Annotated in this window: 6 protein-coding genes (1 of these 6 only partly in view); 2 read left to right on the top strand and 4 right to left on the bottom strand. The window is 55.6% G+C overall.

Annotated elements, in window-relative coordinates:
- The first annotated feature begins 411 nt into the window (after positions 1-411).
- The gene (locus FLT43_RS25360; RefSeq protein ID WP_087442018.1) at positions 412-804 is read left to right on the top strand and encodes a hypothetical protein; all 393 of its coding nucleotides are present in this window, start codon (positions 412-414) and stop codon (positions 802-804) included.
- 404 nt (positions 805-1,208) lie between these two features.
- Here the strand turns inward: FLT43_RS25360 and FLT43_RS25355 are convergent, their stop codons facing one another.
- Together FLT43_RS25355 and FLT43_RS25350 are read right to left on the bottom strand one after the other, a co-directional pair.
- Positions 1,209-2,318, bottom strand: a complete 1,110-nt coding sequence (locus FLT43_RS25355) for a DUF6155 family protein (RefSeq protein ID WP_087442017.1) — start codon at positions 2,316-2,318, stop codon at positions 1,209-1,211.
- A 100-nt stretch (positions 2,319-2,418) separates the two neighbouring features.
- Positions 2,419-3,042 carry an RDD family protein gene (locus FLT43_RS25350; RefSeq protein WP_244194150.1) on the bottom strand — a complete coding sequence of 208 codons (624 nt, stop codon included), beginning with the start codon at positions 3,040-3,042 and terminating at the stop codon, positions 2,419-2,421.
- 292 nt (positions 3,043-3,334) lie between these two features.
- Between FLT43_RS25350 and FLT43_RS25345 the strand changes: the two genes are divergently transcribed.
- Positions 3,335-4,246: an SDR family oxidoreductase gene (locus FLT43_RS25345; protein WP_087442016.1), complete on the top strand. Its 912-nt coding sequence runs from the start codon at positions 3,335-3,337 to the stop codon at positions 4,244-4,246.
- Between the two features lie 73 nt (positions 4,247-4,319).
- Here FLT43_RS25345 and FLT43_RS25340 read toward each other — a convergent pair whose 3' ends face one another.
- Positions 4,320-5,219: a chitosanase gene (locus FLT43_RS25340; protein ID WP_087442015.1), complete on the bottom strand. Its 900-nt coding sequence runs from the start codon at positions 5,217-5,219 to the stop codon at positions 4,320-4,322.
- 252 nt (positions 5,220-5,471) lie between these two features.
- Positions 5,472-26,052, bottom strand: partial view of a non-ribosomal peptide synthetase gene (locus FLT43_RS25335; protein WP_143797166.1) — the final stretch only. It continues 20,951 nt past the right edge of the window; only the last 20,581 of its 41,532 coding nucleotides appear in the window; its start codon lies off the right edge, out of view; the stop codon is at positions 5,472-5,474.

Raw genomic sequence — 26,052 nt, 5'->3', positions numbered from 1 at the left:
CGAAACTGCAGGAATTGAAGCCATTTCAATGAACGAAAGGTAAAAATGGGCAAAAATGATGTACTTTTGCAGGAATTGCATCAGATTGCGGCTTAAACAGCGTAAATTCCTGCACAAATGCAGGATTCGCTGCCTTAGCCAGCTTCCACCGGCATCCAACAGCTTATCCCACAGCTCATCCCGCAGCTATCCCCACTGGTTCCGCCGCTCATCCCAGCTCATCCTACAGCGTATCCCGACTCGTTCCGCCGCTCATCCCGCAGTTCGTCCCGCACCGCCCTTTCCCGCGTCTACCTTCTGTTGTCCCGTCTTGGCCTTTCCTCTACGAGCAGATTTGCAGGCTGTAACAAATTCCCTTCCTTTGCCGATAAGTATTAATGTGGTTAATTCAACAAGGGGGAACACTCTGCTTTGGAAAAGCCAAGTTTAATTACTATTTTTTCTTCATTCGGTTTACTTTTAGGTAATGGGATTATATATTCTACAGGTCAATACAGCATCATGTGGTCAGCTTTCATCAGCTGTTTTTTGAGCACCCTGTTTTCTCTCGTCGCGCTAAAATTAAATCAAAAAGGATTGCTATTTTCGGTTTTTCAAGTCATTGATCTACTTGTCGGTTTTCTACTTTTTTATCTGCTCTTTTACTTCATAACCGCCCTTGCAATCAAGGACCTTGGACTGGAAGATTCAGTTAGAGAGCTAGTGACATCCCTGATTGCGGTACCTGTCGCGCTGTTCATGATCATTAGGCACATCAAGAAGAAAAACTTCAAGATCCAAAGAATAAAGGTGGAAGAAGACTAAGCCGTGCTACAATCAACAACTCATGCTTATCTACTACCGGAAGGAGAGGAGCCTAACAATAATACTTGGCAGATTCCTTCTAATCCTAAAAACTAATTGTTTTTCTGGTCCTCTCTTATCTTTTTTACAACAATAATCAAGATTGACATCCAATCATTCCTTTCGTGTGATTGCGCGGGAGGACGGCGTGTTGCTGCCTATCGGGGAGTGGGCGGGTCATTATCATGTGGATACATTCGCTATGCCGGAGGGTATTTCCTTGAGAACAATTCACTTTCTTGATTGCCCCCTTACCTGCCGGTCATGTCCCGATTGCATCCCATGCGGCCTGATGTCCGCGCGCACAAATAAGCCCGTATCCCTCTTCACGAGCGAGGCGGGCCCTGTCTTGCTTCCTGTTTCGATTATTTCCATCTTATGTCGTCATACAGATCCATCATCACTTCATGAACGCCCCAGCCGAAGCCCGCTGCGTTCCATGCCGCGGCCTCTATCCGCTCCTTATATTCATGGAACAGCTCGGCGGTCTCATGTTCATTCAAGATATCGATGACATCTTCATACATCGACATCAGCTGGTCATAGAACCGTGCATCGATATCACCATACGTATTCGAGAACAAGACGGATAGTTCCACATAGACGAGCTTCAACTCCAGCGTATGCTTGACGCTGCCGGTCAATTTCTTGAACTCGGCAATCGCGTTCTTAGCTTCTTGAAGCCGCAGCTTCGCGTGACCGCGTTCAGGGAAAAACTCCTGCTTGATCTTATCCCGATATTCGTGAAAAAGCGACTCCACCGCCTCTTTTCCGATCAACCGGGCAGCGAGAAAACGCTGCATATCTTTGCTCGCGCCATAGCCGTCCTTTACCAGCTCCATCAGCTCTTCCCGGCTCAACTGCTTCAAATGCTTGTTCAAGCCGGCCTTCGTAAGCTTCACCGGCTGCTTCCGGCGTGATTGGGGAACCAGCTTGCTGCCCTGCTCCCGCAACTCCACATTCACCTCATCACAGGAAAAATGCTCAGGATCGTATCCTTCCGTCAACCAGTCCTTGAACATAGCATGCTGATCATGTCTGGGGTCTGACAATGCCTCCGCCATATGACAATAACCCGGCACACCGCCCACATCTTCCGGCGGACAGCTGCGCTCTCCTTCCAGACAGAGCGGGAGCAAGCACTCCTCTGTCTGTATGCTCATCACCGTAATCGTATGTTCCCATCCGTCGCCGAAATCATACAAATAGGAAAAAGCCGTCTTCTCCCGATTCACATGCTGTTCGACCGTCTCTTTTCGCGCATTGAGCTGTCTTCCTTCATCCGGTAAATTCGGGTCCGGCAGGCTGATGCGTGTTGAACCGAGCCGGAACTCATACAAATGATAATTTTCCCAGCCCATGACAGTTTGAATGATATTGTGCAACTGGTCAAACGTGACGTCTGCATGAAACTGAAACTGACGCCATATTTTCGGGGTGATGTCATTTAATTCAATCTGGCATATGTACATCATCGAACCGTTCCTCCTTGAATGTTGTCGCAAAGTGTAGGGCAATCGTTGCAGCAGATAAAAAATTAGTAGCTCTAGTATAGCAGAAGGAACGTTCATATACTTATTGCGATATGTCAGCAGGCCGAGCCAAGACCATCTTACGGCTCTTGACCCTCAGTAGAGCTCTATTTTTGTTGACTACATAGGTATTGGCAATCTTATCATGAAGCGCTTGCTTCTTCTCCGTAAACCCCGCCATGAGAAATCCGATATAGAGCGTCACGACCGAGACGCACTTGCTCCAATACCTGGCGCTTGCCCGGCCGAAGGACACCTTCTCAAAGCGTTCATCTACTACGGCAATTCCCAAGGCCAGCTTCCCGAGGGTTCCTTGGAAGCGAGAGGATTCCATGATGGCGTAAAACAGCCAGACGACGCATAGCACGCTTCCCCAGACTATTGTCAGAGAGAAAATGCCAACTAAAATTTCCATCGTTCTGTGTTCAAACGTAGTTATAAGTGGAATAAAAATAGTCTCAAACATTAATGATGTTATGAGAAGGGCAAGTATCAGTACAATAAGACGAGCAAGAATAAACATAATGAAGCTATCAATAAGATTTGCAAAAAATCGTTTCCAAAAACCTGCGTGCATGAAAGAACCTCCGTCTTTTTCATAAAATTGTTCGGGGTGCGCCGTATTCGTCCAGTCCTCATCTCCTGGCACATTATTCGTTTCCGCCATTCCCCTTCATACCCTGTTTTTTACATAGGATGTCATCGGAATAATCGGGACCTTCTAAATTAGTTCTCCAGACCCATTTTAGTCCGAAAGGAGCAGCAAAAGCAGCCCGCTGCCTCTCTCCATAAGCGATGCCTGAATCGGACACGCAGTACAACTTTTTCTTGCTTACCTAACGGACGGCGGAGTTGAAAAGATGGAACAGATACCTTCGCCGTTATTAATATGACATAAGATGACATATTTGAGGTCTATAATGAGTGGTAGATCAACGAAAGGAGAGGAGTACCCGTTCATGAAACCTCTAAATGGAAAAGTGGCTGTGGTGGCAGGGGCAACACGCGGCGCCGGTCGAGGAATTGCTATCGAATTAGGAGCGGCCGGGGCTACGGTTTATGTGACAGGACGAACGACACGATCTCAACGCTCTGAGTACAATCGCCCTGAAACGATCGAAGAAACCGCTGAGCTAGTAAGTAAGGCGGGGGGCCGAGGAATTGCGGTTCAGGTGGATCATCTGGATCCCGATCAGGTTCGGGCACTAATCGCCCGCATTGAGGATGAACAGGGGAGGCTGGACATCCTGGTCAACGATGTGTGGGGTGGAGAATATTTGACACAGTGGAATGTGCCCGTGTGGGAGCACTCCCTGGAACGCGGGCTTCGCATGCTCCAGCTTGCGGTTGATACGCATTTGATTACAAGCCACTTTGCACTGCCTCTGTTAATCCGCAATAAGAATGGGCTGGTTATTGAGGTAACGGACGGCACGGCAGAATACAACGAGAAAAACTACCGTTTATCCCTGTTCTACGATCTGGCCAAAACGTCGATCATTCGTATGGCTCAGTCTTTAGCCCATGAGCTTTCACCCTATCAATGCACCGCAGTAGCAGTCACTCCGGGCTGGATGCGTTCTGAAATCATGCTTGATCACTATGGTGTTACAGAAGAAAACTGGCGTGACGCCGCGGTGAAGGAGCCTCATTTCATCATCTCGGAATCGCCCCGCTTTGTAGGTCGTGCCGTTGCCGCGCTGGCTGGAGATCCGGAAGCTGCCCGATGGAACGGTCAGTCTGTGTCAAGCGGCCAGCTCGCACAAGAGTATGGTTTTTATGATCTTGACGGCTCACAGCCTGACTGCTGGAGGTATCTCGTCGAAGTGCAAGATGCGGGCCGACCAGCTAATGCTTCCGGTTACCGTTAAATAATACAGACCGAATTTAAGCGTTCAGCAGAAAATCCCGTGTCCGACGCAATGCGGACGCGGGAATTATGACTCACTTCATTTTCCAACTAGTGACTTTAATAATCGCGTCGTCGGCGTTCTTGAGATCCGCCTTCCCCATATCCCACAGCTGGCTCCATTGCTTCACGCGGTTCTTCCCATTTGGCGGCTGATTGTAGTCATTGGTGTCTACGATTTTTGTGCGCTCGGCATAAAATTTCTTCATAAATGTCTTCTCGTCGCTACTTTTGCCTGAGCGGGACAAAACGCCTTCAAGCGTTCCGGAACCGCCTGTAGCGCCCTGATTCAATGCCGTATCGACAAAGGAACCGATGGTCAGAGCGGAATTGAAGCCGCGTTGACGCGCTTGTTGGACGCTGTATTTGATGTAAACTTTGTAGAAGGTTTGCCAGATTGCCTCTCTCCATGCGTCATTGTTTTGCAATTTATTGATTTTGCCGCAAAACACTTTTTCGCTATCCTTTATTTTTAAAATCGAACCGTTCATCGACCCGTTAACGCCAATGCGTGCCAGACCGCCTTCCACCGAAGGATTGGCCGCTCCGCTGGCAGCATCGAATTCCTTGAACAAAGCCGGGCCATCCGGATGTTTGTCGTTGGATCCCCCTGTAGTGGCTCCGAATATGCCGATCGTATAGCCGCGGTTATCGCCAATGTCCTCACAATAACCATAGTACTTGGTCCAATCGAGCGAGTCCTGCTCAGGTTTGTTGATGAGCTTCATAATATTGTCCCACTGCTCGCCATCAAGCCCCGTATTGGCACGAAGGAACTTAAGCGTCTCCGGTGAAAAGTTTTCGTCGTGAGAGTTTGCGGCATAAGCTTTCGTTGGAAGCAGAGCACTTATTCCGGACAAGGAAACAAGAAAAGAAAATGAGAGCAGAACGACCAATAGTTTTGTCATTTTTTTGGCTGGTTTAGCATTTGTCATACCAAAAGCACCTCCTGAATAATGGGGTTATTGCGAAGCTTCATCTCCTTTCCGCCAGATAGACAATTGAATCTGTGTGAATCCGGCTGCAGGTAAGCCTACGGCATGCCACCCTCTGAATATTATGAAATTACGATGGGGTTGATTCTTATTTTGTGAAATATGGGAAAAACCGGGAGAGTATAATCCCCCGGCTTCCGCAGAATTGATGAATAAGAACCAGAATTCAGGAATGGATGAGCCCGTTCATTTTCACTGCACCTCTTCATGTAATATAGCTCTGACAACAGATCCGTTCTTGCTTGCTTCTTCGCCTTCCAGCATCTGTTCGTGCTTCCCGCTGCCTTGGTACAGTATTTGGTCTCCGGCAGTCCATGGCTTCCAGTAATATTGCTCCGGCGACTCTTCAACATTTTCCGATTGAATCAAATGAATGCGGGCCTGAATTCGCCCATCCGTCGCGATGCTGTCAACCCATGATTTATATTGAGTAATATTGTGAAGCACTTCCTCTACATCCGCTTCGGGCACATGAGCGATAAAGCGCGAGATTTCGTCCTGCAGCGACTCTGCATACGCTGCCTGATCCGCAGCTTGGAGCGCGCTCTTCCTCGGATAAGAGTCCAGCAGAATGAGATGAGCGACTTCCCGCCCTTCGCTCTCCAGTTGTTTCGCCACTTCGAACGCCAAATTTCCTCCTGCCGAGTAGCCCAACAGATGGAGCGCTCCTTGAGGCTGCAGAGTCTGGATTTTGTTCGTATAATGCCGGATCACGTCTTCCGCTTCGATAAAGTCAAATGCATAAATCGCGGCAGTCTCTTGCAGCTCCTCCGCCATTCTCATGAACACTTGCCCATACCCTACAATCGGCGGGAAGCAGAACAAGGATAATCCGTTGTCCGGATTCCACACGGATACTTCATTGTCTTCAACCTTGCTTCCCCGTGCTTCAAAATATTGCGCCAATTCCGACACGGTCGTATAGGCAAAAGCATCGCGAAGGGAAATGTCCAGCTTCAGGTTTCGCCGAATCTTCCCGATCACCTGAATCAGCTTCAACGACTGCCCGCCAATCTCGAAGAAATCATCCTCAATTCCAACGCGCTCTATGCCTAACACCTCCTGCCACAGGTCAGCAAGCGCTTGCTCCAACGCATTCCTAGGAGCCGCATAACTAGCTTGTTGAACGACAGGCATCGTGATCTGCTGCTTTGCCAGCGTCGCGCGATCCACCTTGCCGTTGGCTGTCAGCGGAAGCTTTGCAAGCTGATGGAAGCGGGACGGAATCATATAGTCCGGCAGCTGCCAACGCAATTGTTCCCGCAAGCCTGTCATGTCCATTTGACCTTCGGCCGCGACAAAAGCGCACAAATCCAGTACACCCTGGGCATCCGGTATGGCCAATACAGCCGCCTCCGCGATTTTTTCAATTTGCATCAGCCTCGATTCGATCTCTCCCAGCTCAACCCGGTAACCCCGGATCTTCACTTGATGATCGCTGCGGCCCAAGTACTCGATCGTTCCATCCGCCAGTACGCGGCCCCGATCTCTTGTCAGGTACAACCGCTGGTTCGAGGCACACGGTTGGCTCGCGAATCTCTCCTCCGTCTCATTCGGCAGGTTCACATAGCCCCGGCTCACTCCGTGTCCGCCAATCGCGATTTCTCCTGCAACCCCCATCGGAACCGGTCTTGCTGCAGAGTCGACGATATAAACCTGTTCACCCGCTATCGGCCGTCCTAACACCGGCCGGTTCCGGAAGAAGTGGAACTGCTCGAAATCCATCCTCAAGGCAATGGATCCGATCGTCGTCTCTGTCGGCCCATAATGCTGCATCACTTGGGCTCGCCCATACTTGGCAAAGAAAAGCTCCACATCCGCGCAGTTGATTGATTCCCCGCCGAGCACGACCAAGCGGATACAGTCGTTGACCGAATGCCCGGCAAAACGCTGACTTCTCACAAGCAGGCCGAACAGGGACGGCGTCATTTTGACGTAAGTGATTCTTTCCCGGATAAGGTACTCCAGCAACTTTTCCGGATCCATGTAGGTATCTTTGCCCGGCAAGTGCAGCGCCGCCCCGGACAATAAAGCTGAAAATACGGCCGTATATCCCAGGTCAAAGGCGAAGGAGGAAACAAGGGCCGTGCGATCCTCCTCCACAATGCCAGCCTCTTCGATAAACCATTCCGCATAGGCCGCCACATTGCGATGCATGACTTTAACGCCCTTGGGCTTCCCGGTGCTTCCCGATGTATAAATCACGTAAGCCAAATTGTCCAGGCTCCGGCTTGCTTCCATCCGACCCGTGCCGGTATCCGGCGATCTTGCAGGAATCCGATCCAGACTCAGACACTCGACCGGAAAATGCAGACGAGACTCCCATTCGCTCATCGTCAACAGCAGGGCAGCTTCCGAATTCTCCAGCATATATGTCACCCGATCTGAATTCGTGTCGGGATCGATCGGAAGATAGGCTCCGCCGGCTTTCCATATCGCGAGCATCCCGACGATCATTTCCGGCGATGGCGGCAGGACGAGTCCGACGATCCGATCCGGGCCTACGCCTCTGTCCCGTAACAACTCCGCGACATGCTCTGCTTGTTCGTCCAACTCCTTATAAGTCAACCGTCGCTCCCCGGAGATGACGGCGTACCGATCTGGCGTTCTGGCAGCCTGCTCTGCATACCACCGATCCAAAGTGCGCCCGGCACTCATATCCAGCCATGCGCCTTGCGAATAGGCTTGCATCCGCTGCCGTTCCTCTTCGTTCAGCAAAGGCAAATCCGCGAGCCGCTGCTTTGGATCCGAGACGACCGCTTCCAAAAGCACTTTAAAATACGATGCCCATTGTTCAATCGTTGCGCGGGCGAACAGATCCGCAGCGTATGCGAAAGTGAGGCTCATGCCTTTTTCATGCTCAATGACGGTTAGCGTGAGATCGAACTTCGCCGCGAGCCCTTCGTACGGATAGGCGGACAACCTGACATGCTCCAACTCCATTGGTTCTTGCTCTGTATTTTGCAGGACGAGCATGACATCGAAGAGAGGGCTGCGGCTCATGTCCCGCCGGGTGACGGCCTTCTCCACCAGATCTTCGAATGGATAGTCTTGATGGACGAACGCATCAAGCGTGCTCTCCTTCACTTCCTGCAAATAGCTTACAAATTCTTTTTCGCCGGCCGGGTAGGTGCGAAGTGCCAGTGTATTGACGAACATGCCCAGCATATCGGCAAGATCTGCATGCGGTCTGCCAGCAGTCGGCGAGCCGACAATGATATCGTCCTGACCGCTGAGACGCGACAGCAGCGTACTGTACGCCGCCAACAGCAGCATATATAAGGTAGTCCCTGAATGTTGCGCCAGCTGTGTTATTTCTCCGGTCAGACGGGAGTCCAATTCCAAGTGTACCCTGCCTCCGGCATAGCTGCGTACCGGCGGTCTCGGGAAATCCAACGGCAATTCCAATACCGGAAGTTCTCCTGCATATTTCCCCAACCAATACACTTCCTGTTTTTTGTAACCATCCATCGTTACATAGCTGCTTTGCCAAGTGCTGTAATCTTTATATTGAAGTCGTGGGGACGGCATGGACTCGCCGGAGTACAGCTTCCCGAACTCCTTGATCAATATGCTCATCGATACGCCATCCGAAATAATGTGATGCATGTCGAACAGCAGCAGGTGCCGCTCCTCTTGCAAGCGTATCAGTCCCACGCGGAGCAGCGGAGCACGGGTCAGATCGAACGGGAAGTAGAACGCGCGAATCGCTTTGCTCGCATCCTCCTCGTCCTTTGCTTCGGTATATGAAACCGCGAATTCCACCGTATCATGGATGATCTGAACGGGACTGCCTTCCATCATCTCGAAAGATGTACGCAGCACCTCATGCCGCCTAATCAAGCCCTGAAGCGCCTCATTAATACGATCCCGATTCACCGGCCCCTCCAACCGGAAGATGTTCGGCATGTTGTAGGTCTGTTCTTCTCCTTGAAGCTGCTGCAATACATACATCCGCTTTTGGGCAGAGGACAATGGATAGCAATCCTGATGCGGCGCAGGAAGCAAACCTTCATACGGTGAACCCGCCGATGATTCGATGACTTGACTCATCCGTTCGAGAGTAGGCGACTGAAACACATCGTGCAGCTTGATTTGCGCATTCAGCTTTTGGTGAATCCGCGATACTAGCGTCATTGCTCGCAAGGAATGGCCGCCAAGTTCAAAGAAATCGTCATTCAGGCCCACCCGCTGAACCCCTAACACATCCTGCCATAGCATCGCGAGCCTAATTTCCGTTAATGACCGCGGCGGCAGGAATTCATTGCACGATACAGCGGTCTCTTCCGGTTCCGGCAGCGCCTTGCGGTCTAGCTTGCCATTTCTTGTGAGCGGAAGTTCCGACAAATGCACGAAATGCGCCGGAACCATATACTCAGGCAAAGCGATGCTCAGATGATGTCTCAATTCGGCCGGCTCCAGGCGCTTGCTGCTTACGTAATAAGCGCACAAACCCTCGCTTCCCGGCCGCTCTGCCCAAGTCATGACAGCCGCTTGGCGAATGTCCGCGTGAAGCAGCAGCCGCGTTTCGATTTCGCCGAGTTCAATCCGGTAGCCCCGTATTTTGACCTGCTGATCGATTCTGCCCAAATATTCGAGCGTTCCGTCCGGCAACCAGCGGGCCAAATCCCCTGTTCTGTACATGCGTCCGCCTTCAATCCATGGATCCGGCACGAAGTTTTCCTGCGTAAGCTCAGGCAGATTCCAATATCCCGCAGCGACGCCTGCCCCGCCAAGGCACAATTCCCCAGGCACGCCGACCGGAAGCAGCTGCCCCCGAGCGCTCAGCACATAGGCTGTCGTCCCTTCGATCGGCCTGCCGATCGGGATGTTGTGTTTGTTACGGGTCTCCTCGACCGCGAATGCAGTCGAGAAGGTCGTGTTCTCGGTAGGACCGTATCCGTTCCAGATCGTAAGTCCCGGACATGCCTCCTTCGCGGCATAAGCATGCTTCGGCGAGAGAACCTCCCCGCCCATAATTAGATGCTCTACGCCGGCAAACAGGCCCGCATCCTCATCGGCCAGCTGATGGAAGAGCGAGGTCGTCAAGAACATGACCGTAATTCCGTGCTCTGCCATAAACGCTCCCATCCGGCGCGCGTCCAACAGTACGTCTTTTTCAACCGGATGCAAGGAGCTTCCATGCAGCAGGGCTCCGAATATTTCGAATGTAGCCGCATCAAAGCTTACCGCACCGGTCTGCGCAAAGCGGTGATCGGCATGGAAAGGTACATACCCATTGTTGTTCACCAGATTGAGTACATTTCCATGCGTTACCAGCACTCCCTTTGGTCTACCCGTTGTGCCCGAGGTATACAGGATATAAGCCGGATCATCGCAACTGCAGCCATTCGCTTCTCCACGTTCCAATGCCTCTAATGTCTCTAACGCTTCTAGCTCTTCTAATGCTTCTAACTCTTCGAATGCTTCTAATGCTCCATTCACAAGAGCTCCGTCATCAAGCAAGATGACCGTTCCCGGGTAAGACGCCGGAACACTGGAATCCGGTACGGCCAACAGGAACTCCGCGCCGCAGTCGTTCAATATATACAGGTGACGCTCCGCGGGCGCGTCCGGATCCAGCGGCACATAGACTCCGCCGGCCTGCACAATTCCCAGCACCGCCACGACGAATTCGATCGAGCGCTCCGCCAAAATAGCAACGGCTGCGCGCGGCCGCATTCCTTCCCTCCGCAGTCTGGCGGCTACAAGGCGCGCTTGAAGCTGCAGCTCCGCATAAGTGAGATGCCGATCGCCGCACACGATGGCCGTTCGCTCCGGATAGAGACCGGCTATTTCCTCGAAGCGTCGATGAATCGTCGTTCGAGGCTTGTCTTGGACAGGCAAGCCGCTGTAGGTCATCAACTGATTGAGCTCGGCGGATCCGCTCACTAATCTGGCTTCGGCAAGGGTTGTATCCGGCTCAGACGTCACATGATCCAGCAGCTCCGTCAAATGGCCCGCCCACCGTTCGACCGTGTCCCGCGTGAACAAGGCGGTAGCGAACTCCAGCGAACCGTAGTACCCCTCCGCGCCCTCGGATATCATCAAGGTGAGGTCGAACTTGGCCTGCGCATCGGCAAACGGATAAGACTCGACGGTCAAATCAGGGAGATTCAGCTGCGAGTTCTCCGCATTTTGAAGCACGAATACCGCATCGAAGAGCGGATTGCGGCTCATGTCCCGCTGGGTGACAACGTGGTCGACCAGCTCCTCGAAAGGATACTCGCCATGCTCAAACGCATCGAGCGCCGTTTGCTTGATTTCCTCAAGGTATTCGGCAAAAGCTTTTTGTCCGGAAGGGAACGTGCGCAAGGCCAGCGTGTTGACAAACATCCCCATTATGTCCGCGAGATCCGCATGTGGACGCCCGGCTACCGGCGAGCCGACAATAACCTCCTCGTCGCCGGAGAGACGGGACAGCAGTGTGCTGTACGCGGCCAAGAACACCATATAGACGGTAACTCCTGTGTCCAGGGCCAATTGCTGTACCGCTTCCGATAATGTTCTTCCCAGCTTGAAATCAACCCGGTCGCCTGCAAAATTGCGCAAGGTAGGACGTGCGAAATCGGTTGGCAGCTGCAGGACCGGCAGCTCGCCTGATAACTGATCGAGCCAATATTTCTCCTGCTCCCGGTAAGCATCGCTGAGCACGTATTCCTGCTGCCACACCGCATAGTCTTTGTACTGCAGCTTCAGCGGAACCAATGCTTCGCCCGCGTACAGCTTCACAAATTCGGCTACCAAAATGTTCATTGACGTGCCGTCTGAAATGATATGGTGCATATCCATCAACAGCAAGTGCTGCGTTTCTTCGAGACGCAAGACGGTTGCACGCAGCAGCGGCGCTTCGTTCAGGACAAACGGACGAAGAAATGCCTGGATAAGATCCTCGACTTCCCTTTCCTCCGCTTCTTCATAGGATACAGAGAAGCTCCACTCGTCCTGTACCTGCTGCACTGGCTCGCCATCCACGACGGCAAAAGAGGTGTGCAGCGATTCATGGCGGGCGATGAACGCTTGCAGAGCTTCCTCCAACCGCTCACGATCCAGTTCTCCTTCAAGCCGCAGCGCCACCGGCATGTTGTAGCTCCGCTCGGCTCCCTCTAGCTGCTGCAGGAAATACAGCCGTTTTTGAGCCGAAGACATCGGGTAATGTGCCCGTTCGCCTGCCGGGGATAACGAATGATACGCCGTGCTGCCATCTGCAGCATTCAGTGCAGCTGCCAGCCCTTCGACCGTCGGCGAGAGGAACAGCTGTTTTAGCGGCAGCTCGATTTCCAGCGCCTGATGAATCTTCGATACGAGCGTCATCGCCTTCAGGGAATGTCCGCCAAGCTCGAAGAAGTTGTCGTGAATGCCTGCGCGTTCAACGCCCAGCACCTCCTGCCACAACTGCGCCAGCTTCGCCTCAACATCGGTTCGCGGCGCTGTATATTCGACTGCCGCTCCGCTTCCCGGGCTTCCCGCCGGCTTCGGAAGTCCCCGGCGATCCACCTTGCCGTTCGGCGTCAGCGGAAGCTCCTCCAGCTGCACGAAGTGCGCCGGCATCATGTATGACGGCAGCGATAGGGCCAAGGCGGCGCGCAGCTCGGCTGCCTCTAGCGGATGCCCGCCCGTTACATAAGCGCACAATTCCTGCGCATGGTTTATCATTTCCACGGCAGTCACAACTGCTTCGTTTACGCCCGGAATGCGCAGCAACCTGGCTTCGATTTCGCCCAGTTCGATCCGGTATCCCCGAATCTTCACCTGATGATCGATCCGTCCCAAATGCTCCAGCCGCCCGTCAGGCAGCCAGCGTGCCAAATCGCCGGTTCGGTACAGTCGTTCTCCGGAAACAAACGGGCTGTCCACAAATTTCTCGGCCGTCAGCTCCGGACGCGTCCAATATCCGCGGGCGACTCCCGCACCGCCAATGCACAGCTCTCCTGCCACGCCGATCGGCTGCGGCTGCAGCGCCTCGTTCAGCACATACGCCTGCGTGTTCGCCATCGGCCGTCCGATGCTGATCCGTTCCTCCCCTTCTAAGCGGTCGAACGTGGACCACACGGTCGTTTCCGTCGGCCCGTACATGTTGTACACCGCCGCATCCGTATGTTCCCTTAGCTGCTCATATAAGGTGTAAGGGAAGGCTTCCCCGCCGACCAGCAGCGTCTCGATGCTCCGCAGGTGCGCCGCGCTTCGCGCATCGCCGAGCAGCAGCATGAGACGCGATGGCGTCATTTGCATCATCTGCACCGGGTGCTGAGCGAGCAGTTCCGCCAGCACGGCCGCATCCTGCTGCGCTTCCTCGCTTGCGAGGACGACCTGCATGCCGCAGCTAAGCGGCACCCAACTCTCCGCGGCAAAGATGTCGAAGGACACCGTCGTAATACACAGCATCGAATCATGTGTCCCGAACGGAAGCTCGCGAATCATTCCCGAGATGAAATTCACCACGTTCCCGTGCTCCACGACGACCCCTTTCGGCGTGCCGGTCGTTCCGGAGGTATAGATGACATATGCGCTGCCGGTTGGTTGTATTTCCACGCCAACGGGTTCGGAAGGATACCCTGCCAGCAATTCATGATCGTCCACACATAATGCATGACGCAGCGATGTCTCTTGAAAGATGGATAATGCCTCCGCATATGCAGTGTCTGTAAGCATTACTTGCATCCCGGAATCCCGGAGCATCGCCTCCATGCGTTCCTTAGGTAGAATAGGGTCGATCGGAACATAAGCGGCACCGGCTTTCACAATCCCCAGCAGCCCGGCGATGAGCCTCGGCGAACGGTTCATCAGAACGCCTACGCGGTCTTCCGCCGACACACCGTGCGCCCGCAGCCATTGGGCGATGCGGTTGGCCTGCTCCTCCAGCTCCCGGTAGGTCAGACACTGGTCCGCGCACACGACCGCCGGACGATCCGGCGTCTGCGCCGCCTGCCGTTCGAACAGGGAAGGAATGCTTGCCTCTTCCGCAATCGCTGCCTGCGTATCGTTGAACTGCACGAGAAGTTGCTCTCTCTCGGCCGTTGTCAGCAGCTCCAACTCCTGCACCGGAATGCTCGATTCCGCTGCAATCTGCTCCACGATGTGCAGGAGATGCCTTTGCAGACGCTCTATCCCATCTCGTTCATACACCTGCGCATTGTAGTCAAAATGAAGCGTTATCTCTTCCCTAGGCAAAATCATCACATTCAAGTCATAGTTGGTTTGCTCTTCCGCTTGAACTCCGGTAATGTTCAGTCCGGCCGCATCCCCCAGCGAGCCCGCTTGCTCCTCCACTGGGTAGTTCTCGAACACTAGAATGTGGTTGAACAGCTCCCGGTTCTTCCAGCTTTGGGCTTGGATTTCATGCAGCGGATAATAGTCGTGGGCTTGGGACGCGAGCGCTTGCTCTTGAACCTGCTGCAGCACGCGGGCTACCGTATCCCCAGCCTCGCATTTTACCCTGACTGGAATCGTATTGATGAACAGCCCGATCATCCCTTCCACGCCGGGAAGATCCGCCGGTCTGCCGGATACCACGCTGCCGAATACCGCATCGTGCGTCCCGCTGTATTTGTGCAGCAGCAGTCCCCATGCCGTCTGCAGCAAGGTATTCACGGTCACTCCCTGCTCTCGCGCTGCTTGGCTGATCCGTTCGGTCAACTTTCGACCCAGCGAGCAGGTCACGCGCCTTGCTTCATATCCCTGCGCTTGGCGCTGCCGTCTTGGAAGCTCTCCCGCTTGTTCGAAATCCGCAAGCAGGTCCGCCCAATACTTCGCGGCCGCTTGCCCGTCCTGCTCGGACAGCCAGCGAATATACTCGCTATACTCGGTTACGCGCGGCAATTGCGGCTCCTCTTCCTTGCACAAGGCCGTGTATATTTCGAGGACTTCCTTGACCACCAGCGGCAGGCACCATCCATCCATGAGAATATGGTGGAAGCTCCACAGCAGTTGATGCGACTCCGGCCCCGTACGCACGACCGCTACGCGCATTAAGCTGTCCGACTCTGCCCTAAATCCTCTCTTGCGGTCTTCTTCCTTGAGCAAGGCCAGTTCCCGCTCCTGCTCTGCCGCACTCTTCATCGAAAGATCTGCATAGGCAATCTTCAAGGTACGGCTGCGATAGACGACCTGCAGCGGCTGATCTCGCCAACCGCTGTCGACGCTCGTCCGCAGTACTGCATGCCGCTGGATGACCGTATTCCAACTGTGTTCCAATGCGGCTGGATCCGGCTCTCCCTGCAGCGCAATGAGCATTTGGTTCACGTAAGCGCCTGACTGAGGATCCAGGCGGCTGTGGAACAGCATCCCCTGCTGCATAGGCGTCAGGGCGTATACATTCTCGATGTCCCCGACAGGCCGGTTCCGCCGAACCAGCGCCTCCAGCTCCTCAATCGTCATGCCCTGCTGCAGCACATCGCTAGGCGTCAGCTCCACACTTTCTTTTGCCGCACAATGACGAATCACTTCCTGCAAATGATGCTTCAGCCGTTTGGCCAACCGCTGCATCGTTTTCTTGCGGTACTGCTCGGCGCTATAGCTCAGATTCAAAGTTAACGTTCCCCCGGCGATCATGCCGTTGAAATCGAGTGTTGCTGCTCTTTTTTGCCTGCGGCTTGCCGCATCCCCGGACGAAAGCGGCGAGATCCGCAGCCCGCTGTTCTGCAAATCCTGGTCGAACTGTCCCAAGTAGTTAAACGAGATCTCAGGCGCCAACGCCCGGATATTATCCTCACCCGGCGAGGCCAGATAGTGCAAAATGCCGTAGCCGACGCCTTTATGCGGGATGCTTCTTAGTGTTTCCTTGACCAGCTTAATGCGCCGCGGCAGATCCAGATCCGCTTTCATGTCCAGCATGACCGGATACGCACTCGTGAACCAACCCACCGTACGGCTGACGTCCACATCCGGCAGGATAGATTCCCTGCCGTGCCCTTCCAGATTGACGGCAACCTGCTCGCTACCCGTCCATTCTTGAATCGCCATTCCAAGCGCGGTCAGCAGCAGATCGTTAATCTCCGTCCCGTATGCCCGGTTCGCTTGAGTTAATAACTGCTGCGTTTCGCGCCGGGACCATTGCAAGGTCAACGTTGCGCTATTTTCGACCGCGTCTCCGCCTTGATCGTTATCCTTCGGCAATGGCATTTGTTCCCGTCCCGCCATCTGGCTCCAATATTCACGTTCCGCCTCCATAGCCGGACTTGAAGCATAAGCAGTCAGCTGTTGCGACCAGAGTTGGAACGAATCGGTTTTCAGCGGCAGACGAATGTCCTGTCCTTCTGCAGCCTGCTCGTACGCTATGGCGAGGTCCTCCAGCAAGATCCGCCAGGATATACCGTCAATTACCAAATGGTGAATCACGATGAGCAAATGATCACCGTCACCGCACTGGAATAAGCCCAGCTTCACGAGCGGACCAGTCTCTAAGCTGATGCCGGCCTGCAGCTCGCGGGCCTTCGCTTCGACTGACCGGCTCCACGCCTGCTCTTCCCGCTCTTCCTGCAAATCAGGATCCTGCCGATCATGATTTTGCCGAATCTGGTCTTGCCGGAAGTCGAAGACTTCCAAGGCGTAACATTCCCCTTCATCCACGGCACGGTTCCAAGCGGCATAACTGCCATCCGCTGTAGGCGTGAACACCATTCGCAGCGCGTCATGGTGTTCTGTAATCCCCTTCATCGTCAGGTGCAGCGCCTCCACCTCAAACCGGCTCTCCCGGTACAGCATCACGGCTTGGTTGAAATGATGCGCATCGGCCAGATCCCGCTCGGCAAACCAGTGCTGAATCGGCGTAAGCGGCACCGCTCCTTGAATCTCTCCCTGTTCCGCAATGCGGCTAACCGGGGCGATATGATCGCTCAGTTGGGCCGCAGCCGGATACCGGAACAGATCCTTCATGTCCAGCTTATACCCGGCCTGCATGAGCCGGGACATGGCTTGAATCGCCTTGATCGAGTCGCCTCCCAATTCGAAGAAGCTGTCATGGATGCCGATACGCGGCACCCCGAGCACCTGCTGCCATACCGTCACCAGCGCTTGCTCCGCCGGCGTGCGGGGCGAGACGTATGGCGCATGGGCCATGGCTGCATCCGGCTTCGGCAGCCCTTTGAGATCGATTTTGCCGTTGGCGGTCAGCGGCAATTGCTCCAGCCTCACGAAGAAGGAAGGAACCATATACGCTGGCAGCGTTGTGGACAGCAAGCTGCGCAGCTCAGAAGGCTCCAGCTCGCCGCCAACAACATAGGCGCACAGCTGCATGCTTCCCGCAGCATCCGGCAGCGCGGCCACGACGGCTTCGCTTACCTGAGCCGACCGCAGCAGCTCGGCTTCGATCTCGCCCGGTTCGATCCGATAGCCTCGAATCTTCACTTGTGCATCCATCCGTCCCATATACTCGAGATTGCCATCCGGCAGCCAGCGCGCCAAGTCCCCGGTTCGGTAGATACGCTCGCCCAGCGCAAACGGACTAGCAGCGAACCGCTCCGCCGTTAACTCCGTCTGATTGAGGTACCCCCGGGCCAATCCCGGCCCGCTAATGCACAGCTCGCCAGGTACGCCGATCGGCTGCAGTTGTCCATTCGCATCCAGCACATACATTTTCGTCTGGCCAATCGCTGTGCCAAGCATATGAGACTGCCGTGGATCGCTGACCGGTAAAGCGGCTGTCACCACACTGTTTTCCGTCGGCCCATACTCGCTGACAAACTTAATCTGACGGTGGGTCAGCATTTTTCTAATCAATGCAGCGCTGATTTTTTCTCCGCCGGTGACCACGCTCCGAACGGTGGCCAGCTGTTCCGGCCCGATCATTTCGAGCAGTGCCGCGAGCAGACCGGTTGTGAATTGCGCATGGGTAATCTTCTGCTCGGCAAGCGTGCTGATAATGGCTGCCGGATCGCTTAATTCTTCATCGCGCAGCATCACGACGGTCGCCCCCGCAACGAAGGGACCAAAAAAGTGCGTGATGGACGCGTCGAATACGAACGGGCTGGCATGCAGCACCCGGCCTCCGTTGAAGCCGTAGGTTGCTGTCTTCCACTGCAGCGTATGAACGATGCTCCCATGCTCCACCATAACGCCTTTCGGCTGACCGGATGTCCCGGAGGTGTAGATCACATAGGCCAAATTGTCGCCATTCGCAGAGCTCGGAAGAGCTTCCGGCGATTCCAACTCAATACGGTCATCATCCAAGCCTAGCACCGGACAAGAAGCCGCCTCCTGTGCCGTTCCGGACAGCAGCAGGGTTGCGCCGCTGTTCTCCAGCAGGAACCGCACGCGATCGGCCGGATCCTGCGGCGATATCGGCAGATAGGCTGCCCCGGCCTTCAACACGGCAAGCAGCGCGATAGCCATATTCACGGAGCGTTCGAGCTGCACGGCAACAAGGCTTTCGGGACCTGCTCCATAACGGCGCACGACTCGGGCCAGCCGATTCGCCCGTTCGTTCAGCTCCCGGTACGTCAGGGCGTCTTCGCCGCATTCCACGGCCAACCGCTCCGGCGTTTTTGCCGCCTGATCCTCGAACATCGCGTGCAGCGTCATGTCCATGCCTCGCGACAACACAGCAGCTGTTCCGTTATCGTGATTGAATTGCTGCGACTCATTGAACTGCGTCAGCAATTGTTCCTGCTCCGCTGCCGTCAGGAAGCCGACGCTTCCCAGTGTCACCTGAGGATTCATGGTACTCTGCCGCAAAAGCTCCGCAAAGTGACCGGCCCATCGTTCGATCGTAGATCGTTCGAACAACATGGCGGCATATTCCCACGAGCAGCGCATGCCGTTCTCTTGTTCACTCACCGACAGCGTCAGATCGAACTTGGCCACGTTGGATTCGAACGGATACGAGGTGAGCTGAAGCCCAGGGAGCTCAAGCTCTGCCTGATCCATGTTTTGCAGCACGAGCATCGCATCGAAGAGCGGATTGCGGCTCGTGTCGCGCTGCCGCACCACCCGTTCCACCAGTTCCTCGAACGGATAGTCCCCGTGCTCGAAGGCGTCGAGCGATGTCTGTTTCACTTCCTGCAGATAGGTCGCGAAGCTCTTCTCTCCGGACGGGTGCGTCCGCAGTGCCAACGTATTGACGAACATCCCCAGCATGCCTTCCATATCTGCATGCGGCCGTCCCGCCACTGGCGATCCGACAACGACTTCTTTTTGTCCCCCAAGTCGCGCCAGCAGCGCGCTGTAGGCGGCAAGCAGCACCATGTACACCGTAGTTCCGCTCGTACGGGCCAGCTCGCGCACAGCGTGCGCAAGATCGCCGTCCAGCTCAACGTCCACCCGGCTGCCCTCGAAGCTGCGTACGACCGGACGCGGATAATCGGCCGGCAGGCTCAGCACCGGCAATTCGCCACCTAACTGTTCCACCCAGTACGCTTCCAACTGCTCGTACGCTTGGCTATCGGCGTAGTGCTCCCGCTGCCATACCGCATAATCTTTGTACTGGAGCTTCAGCGGCTCCAACGCTGCACCCGCGTACAGCTTCGCAAATTCGTCTACCAAAATACTGATCGAGGTGCCGTCCGAAATAATATGGTGCATATCGAACAACAGCACGTGACGCGTTGCTTCGAGACGAATGACGGTCGTACGCAGCAGCGGCGCTTCGCTTAGGTCAAACGGACGGAGGAATGCCTGGATGAGTTCCTCGACCTCTTCTTCCTGCGCTTCCCTATACGACATGTCACATAGAACCTTATCCGACACTATCTGCACCGGCTCGCCATCCACGACGGCAAACGAAGTGCGCAGCGATTCATGCCGGGCAATGAGCCCTTGCAGAGCTGCTTCCAACCGCTCACGATCCAATTGTCCTTCAAGCCGCAGCGCCACCGGCATGTTATAGCTTAGCTCGGCTCCCTCTAACTGCTGCAAAACGTACAGCCGTTTTTGAGCCGAAGACAACGGGTAATGCATCCGTTCGCCTGCCGGGGCCAACGCTTGATACGCCGCGCTGCCACCCGTCGCCATCAGTTCAGCCGCTAACCCTTCAACCGTCGGCGAGAGGAACAACTGTCTTAGCGGCAGCTCTATTTCCAGCGCCTGATGAATCTTCGATACGAGCGTCATCGCCTTTAAGGAATGGCCGCCCAACTCGAAGAAATTGTCGTAGATGCCTACGCGCTCAACGCCCAGCACCTCCTGCCACAACTGCGCCAGCTTCGCCTCAACATCGGTTCGCGGCGCTGTATATTCCGCTGCCGCTCCGCTTCCAGCGCTTCCCGCCGGCTTCGGCAGTGCCCGGCGATCCACCTTGCCGTTCGGCGTCAGCGGAAGCTCCTCCAGCTGCACGAAGTGTGACGGCATCATGTATGACGGCAGCGATTCGGCCAAGGCGGCGCGCAGCTCGGCTGCTTCAAGCGGATGCCCGCCCGTTACATAAGCGCACAATTCCTGCGCATTCTCTTTAGTATCTTTTGCTTCTACGACAGTTACGACGGCTTCGCTTACGCCCGGAATGCGCAGCAGCCTGGCTTCGATTTCGCCCAATTCAATCCGGTATCCCCGAATCTTCACCTGATGGTCGATCCGTCCCAGATGCTGCAGCCGCCCGTCAGGCAGCCAGCGCGCCAAATCGCCGGTTCGGTACAGCCGTTCTCCGGGAACGAACGGGCTGTCCACAAATTTCTCGGCCGTCAGCTCCGGACGCGCCCAATATCCGCGGGCGACTCCCGCACCGCCGATGCACAGCTCTCCTGCCACGCCGATCGGCTGCGGCTGCAGCACCTCGTTCAGCACATACGCCTGCGTGTTCGCCATCGGACGTCCGATGCTGATTCGTTCCTCCCCTTCTAAGCGGTCGAACGTGGACCATACGGTCGTTTCCGTCGGCCCGTACATGTTGTACACCGCCGCATCCGTATGTTCCCTCAATTGCTCATACAACGTGGAAGGGAAGGCTTCCCCACCGACCAGCAGCGTCTCGATGCTCCGCAGCTGCGCCGCGCTCCGTGCATCGCCGAGCAGCAGCATGAGACGCGATGGCGTCAATTGCATCATCTGCACCGGGTGCTGAGCGAGCAGTTCCGCCAGCACGGCCGCATCCTGCTGCGCTTCCTCGCCTGCGAGGACGACCTGCATGCCGCAGCTAAGCGGCACCCAGCTCTCCGCGGCGAAGATATCGAAGGACACCGTCGTGATACACAGCATCGAATCATGTGTCCCGAACGGAAGCTCGCGAATCATTCCCGAGATGAAATTCACCGCGTTCCCGTGCTCCACGACGACCCCTTTCGGCGTGCCAGTCGTTCCGGAGGTGTAGATGACATATGCGCTGCCGGTTGGTTTTATTTCTACCCCAACGGGTGCAGATGAGTGCTCGGCTAGTTGCTTCGCGAAGGATAACGAAATCCTTTCCCCACCGAGGCTTATCTTGTTGCCTTCATTCTCTCCTGCCTGGTCGACTTGCCCCGTCCGTCCGACCAGTTCTTCCGTCAGCGCATCATCCGGGCACAGTACATGACGCAGCGATGTCTTATGCAGATCTGTTACCATCCCAAGCTGCACCGAATCCGTCAGCATTACCTTCATCCCGGAATCTCGGATCATGGCCACCATACGCTTTTTAGGCAAAATAGGGTCGATCGGCACATAAGCGGCCCCGGCTTTCAAAATCCCCAGCAGCCCGGCGATGAGCCGCGGCGAACGGTTCATCAGAACGCCTACGCGGTCTTCCGCCGACACACCGTGCGCCCGCAGCCATTGGGCGATGCGGTTGGCCTGCTCCTCCAGCTCCCGGTAGGTCAGACACTGGTCCGCGAACACTACCGCCGGACGATCCGGCGTCTGCGCCGCCTGCCGTTCGAACAGGGAAGGAATGCTTGCCTCTTCCGGAATCGCTGCCTGCGTATCATTGAACTGCACGAGCAGTTGCTCTCTCTCGACCATTGTCAGCAGCTCCAACTCCTGCACCGGAATGCTCGATTCCGCTGCAATCTGCTCCACGATGTGCAGCAGATGCCTTTGCAGACGCTCTATACCATCTCGTTCGTACACCTGCGCATTGTAGTCGAAATGAAGCGTCATCTCTTCCCCAGGTAAAATCATCACATTCAAGTCATAGTTGGTTTGCTCTTCCGCTTGAACTCCGGTAATGTTCAGCCCGGATGCATCTCCTATTGAGCCGGTTTGCTCCTCCACCGGGTAATTCTCGAACACTAGAATGTGATCGAATAGCTCCCGGTTTTTTGAGCTTTGAGCCTGGATTTCATGCAGCGGATAATAGTCATAGGCTTGGGACGCCAGCGCTTGCTCTTGAACCTGCTGCAGCACGCGGGCTACCGCGTCTCCAGCCTCGCTCTTCACCCGTACCGGAATCGTATTGATGAACAGCCCGATCATCCCTTCCACGCCGGGAAGATCCGCCGGTCTGCCGGACACCACGCTGCCGAATACCGCATCGTGCGTCCCGCTGTATTTGTGCAGCAGCAGTCCCCATGCCGTCTGCAGCAAGGTATTCACCGTCACTCCCTGCTCTCGCGCTGCTTGGCTGATCCGTTCGGTCAACTTCCGATCCAGCGAGCAGGTCGCGCGCCTCGCTTCATATCCCTGCGCTTGGCGCTGCCGTCCTGGAAGCTCTGCTGCTTGTTCGAAGCCCGCAAGCATGTCTGCCCAATACTCCGAGGCCGCTTGCCCGTCCTGCTCGGACAGCCAGCGAATATATTCGCTATACTCGCTCACGCGCGGCAATTGCGGCTCCTCTTCCTTGCACAAGGCCGCGTACGCTTCGAGGACTTCCTTGACCACCAGAGGCAGGCACCATCCATCCATGAGAATATGATGGAAGCTCCACAACAGCTGGTGCGAGTCCGGCCCCGTACGCACGATCGTTACGCGCATCAAGCCGTCCGACTCGACCCTAAACCCTCTCTTGCGGTCTTCTTCCTTGAGCAAGGCCAGTTCCCGCTCCTGCTCTGCCGCACTCTTCATCGATAGATCTGTATAGGCAATCTTCAAGGTACGGCTGCGATAGACGACCTGCAGCGGCTGATTCCGCCAACCGCTATCGACGCTCGTCCGCAGTACTGCATGCCGCTGGATGACCGTATTCCAGCTGCGTTCCAATGCGGCTGGATCTAGTTCTCCCTGCAGCGAAATGAGCATTTGGTTCACGTAAGCGCCCGACTGAGGATCCAGACGGCTGTGGAACAGCATCCCCTGCTGCATAGGCGTCAGGGCATATACATTCTCGACATCCCCCACAGACCGATTCCGCTGAACCAGCGCTTCCAGTTCCTCAATGGTCATGCCCTGCTGCAGCACATCGCTAGGCGTCAGCTCCACACTTTCTTTTGCCGCACAGTGACGAATCACTTCCTGCAAATGATGCTTCAGCCGCTTGGCCAACCGCTGCATCGTTTTCTTGCGGTACTGCTCGGCGCTATAGCTCAGATTCAGGGTTAACGTCCCTTCGGCGATCAGGCCGTTGAAATCGAGCGTGGCTGCCCTTTTTTGCCTGCGGCTTGCCGCATCCCCAGACGAAAGCGGCGAGATCTGAAGAGCGCTGTTCTGCAAATCCTGGTCGAACTGCCCCAAATAGTTAAACGCGATTTCAGGGTCGGCTGCTTGAATGTTCGATGAGGTCAAATAACGTAAAATGCCGTAGCCGACGCCTTTATGCGGGATGCTTCTTAGTGTTTCCTTGACCAGCTTGATGCGCCGCGGCAGCTCCAGATCCGCTTTCATGTCCAGCATGACCGGATACGCACTCGTGAACCAGCCCACCGTCCGGCTGACGTCCACATCCGGCAGGATGGATTCCCTGCCGTGCCCTTCCAGCAGGACGGCCACCTGCTCGCTGCCCGTCCATTCTTGAATCGCCATCCCCAATGCGGTCAGCAGCAGATCGTTAATCTCCGTCCCGTATGCCCGGTTCGCCTCGGTTAACAGCTGCTGTGTTTCGCGCCGGGACCATTGCAAGGTCAACGTTGCGCTATTTTCGACCGCGTCTCCGCCTTGATCGTTATCCTTCGGTAATGGCATTTGTTCCCGACCCGCCATCTGGCTCCAATAGTCGCGTTCCGTCTCCATAGCCGGACTTGAAGCATAAGCAGTCAACTGTTGCGACCAGAGTTGGAACGAGTCGGTTTTCAACGGCAGACGAATGTCCTGCCCTTGTGCAGCCTGCTCGTACGCTATGGCGAGGTCTTCCAGCAAGATCCGCCAGGAAATGCCATCCACGACGAGGTGGTGAATCACGATGAGCAAATGATCGCCGTCACCGCACTGGAATAAGCCCAGCTTCACGAGCGGACCAGTCTCTAAGCTGATGCCGGCCTGCAGCTCCCTGGCCTTCGCTTCGACTGACCGGCTCCACGCCGGCTCTGCCCGCTCTTCCTGCAATTCGTACTCTTGCCGGAAGTCGAATACTTCCAAGCCGTAGCATTCTCCTTCATCTACGGCACGGTTCCAAGCGGCATAACTGCCATCCGCTGTAGGCGTGAACACCATTCGCAGCGCGTCATGGTGAACCGTGATCTTCTTCATCGCCAGGTGCAGCGCCTGCACGTCAAACCGCTCCTCCCGGTACAGCATCACGGCTTGGTTGAAGTGATGCGCATCGGCCAGATCCCGCTCGGCAAACCAGTGCTGAATCGGCGTGAGCGGCACCGCTCCTTGAATCTCTCCCTGTTCCGCAATGCGGCTAACCGGCACGATATGATCGCTCAGTTGGGCCGCAGCCGGATACCGGAACAGATCCTTCATGTTAAGCTTATAACCGGCCTGCATGAGCCGGGACACGGCTTGAATCGCCTTGATCGAGTCGCCTCCCAATTCGAAGAAGCTGTCATGGATGCCGATACGCGGCACCCCGAGCACCTGCTGCCATACCGTCACCAGCGCCTGCTCCGCCGACGTGCGAGGGGCGGCATACGGCACATGGGCCATGGCTGCATCCGGCTTCGGCAGCGCTTTGGGATCAATTTTGCCGTTGATGGTCAGCGGCAATTGCTCCAGCCTCACGAAGAAGGAAGGAACCATATACGCTGGCAGCGTTGTGGACAGCAAGCTGCGCAGCTCAGAAGGCTCCAGTTCGCCGCCGACAACATAGGCGCACAGCTGCATGCTTCCCGAAGCATCCGGCAGCGCGGCCACGACGGCTTCGCTTACTTGAGCCGACCGCAGCAGCTCGGCTTCGATCTCGCCCGGTTCGATCCGATAGCCTCGAATCTTCACTTGTGCATCCATCCGTCCCATATACTCGAGATTGCCGTCCGGCAGCCAGCGCGCCAAGTCCCCTGTCCGGTAGATGCGCTCGCCGGGCGCAAACGGACTGGCAGCGAACCGCTCCGCCGTCAGCTCCGGCTGATTGAGGTATCCGCGAGCCAATCCCGGCCCGCTAATGCACAGCTCGCCCGGTACCCCGATCGGCTGCAGTTGTCCATTCGCCTCCAGCACATACATTTTCGTCTGGCCAATGGCTCTGCCGAGCATATGAGACTGCCGCGGATCGCTGACCGGCAAAGCAGCCGTCACCACGCTGTTCTCCGTCGGCCCATACTCACTGACAAACTTAATGTGGTTATATACAAGCATTTTTTCAATCAACGCCGCGCTGATCTTCTCCCCGCCGGTGACCACGCTCCGTACGGTGGCCAGCTGTTCCGGCTCGAGCATTTCGAGCAGTGCCGCGAGCAGACCGGTTGGGAATTGCGCATGGGTAATCTTCTGCTCGGCAAGCGTACGAATAATGACTGCCGGATCGCTTAGGTCTTCATCGCGCAGCATCACGACGGTCGCGCCCGCAACGAGAGGGCCGAAGAAGTGCGAGATGAACGCATCGAACACGAACGGGCTG

Origin of the sequence: Paenibacillus thiaminolyticus (genome assembly GCF_007066085.1) — a bacterium.
GTDB classification, from domain to species: domain Bacteria; phylum Bacillota; class Bacilli; order Paenibacillales; family Paenibacillaceae; genus Paenibacillus_B; species Paenibacillus_B thiaminolyticus.
Note: the sequence above shows the minus strand (reverse complement) of the source record. Positions and strands in the feature narration are given on the sequence as shown.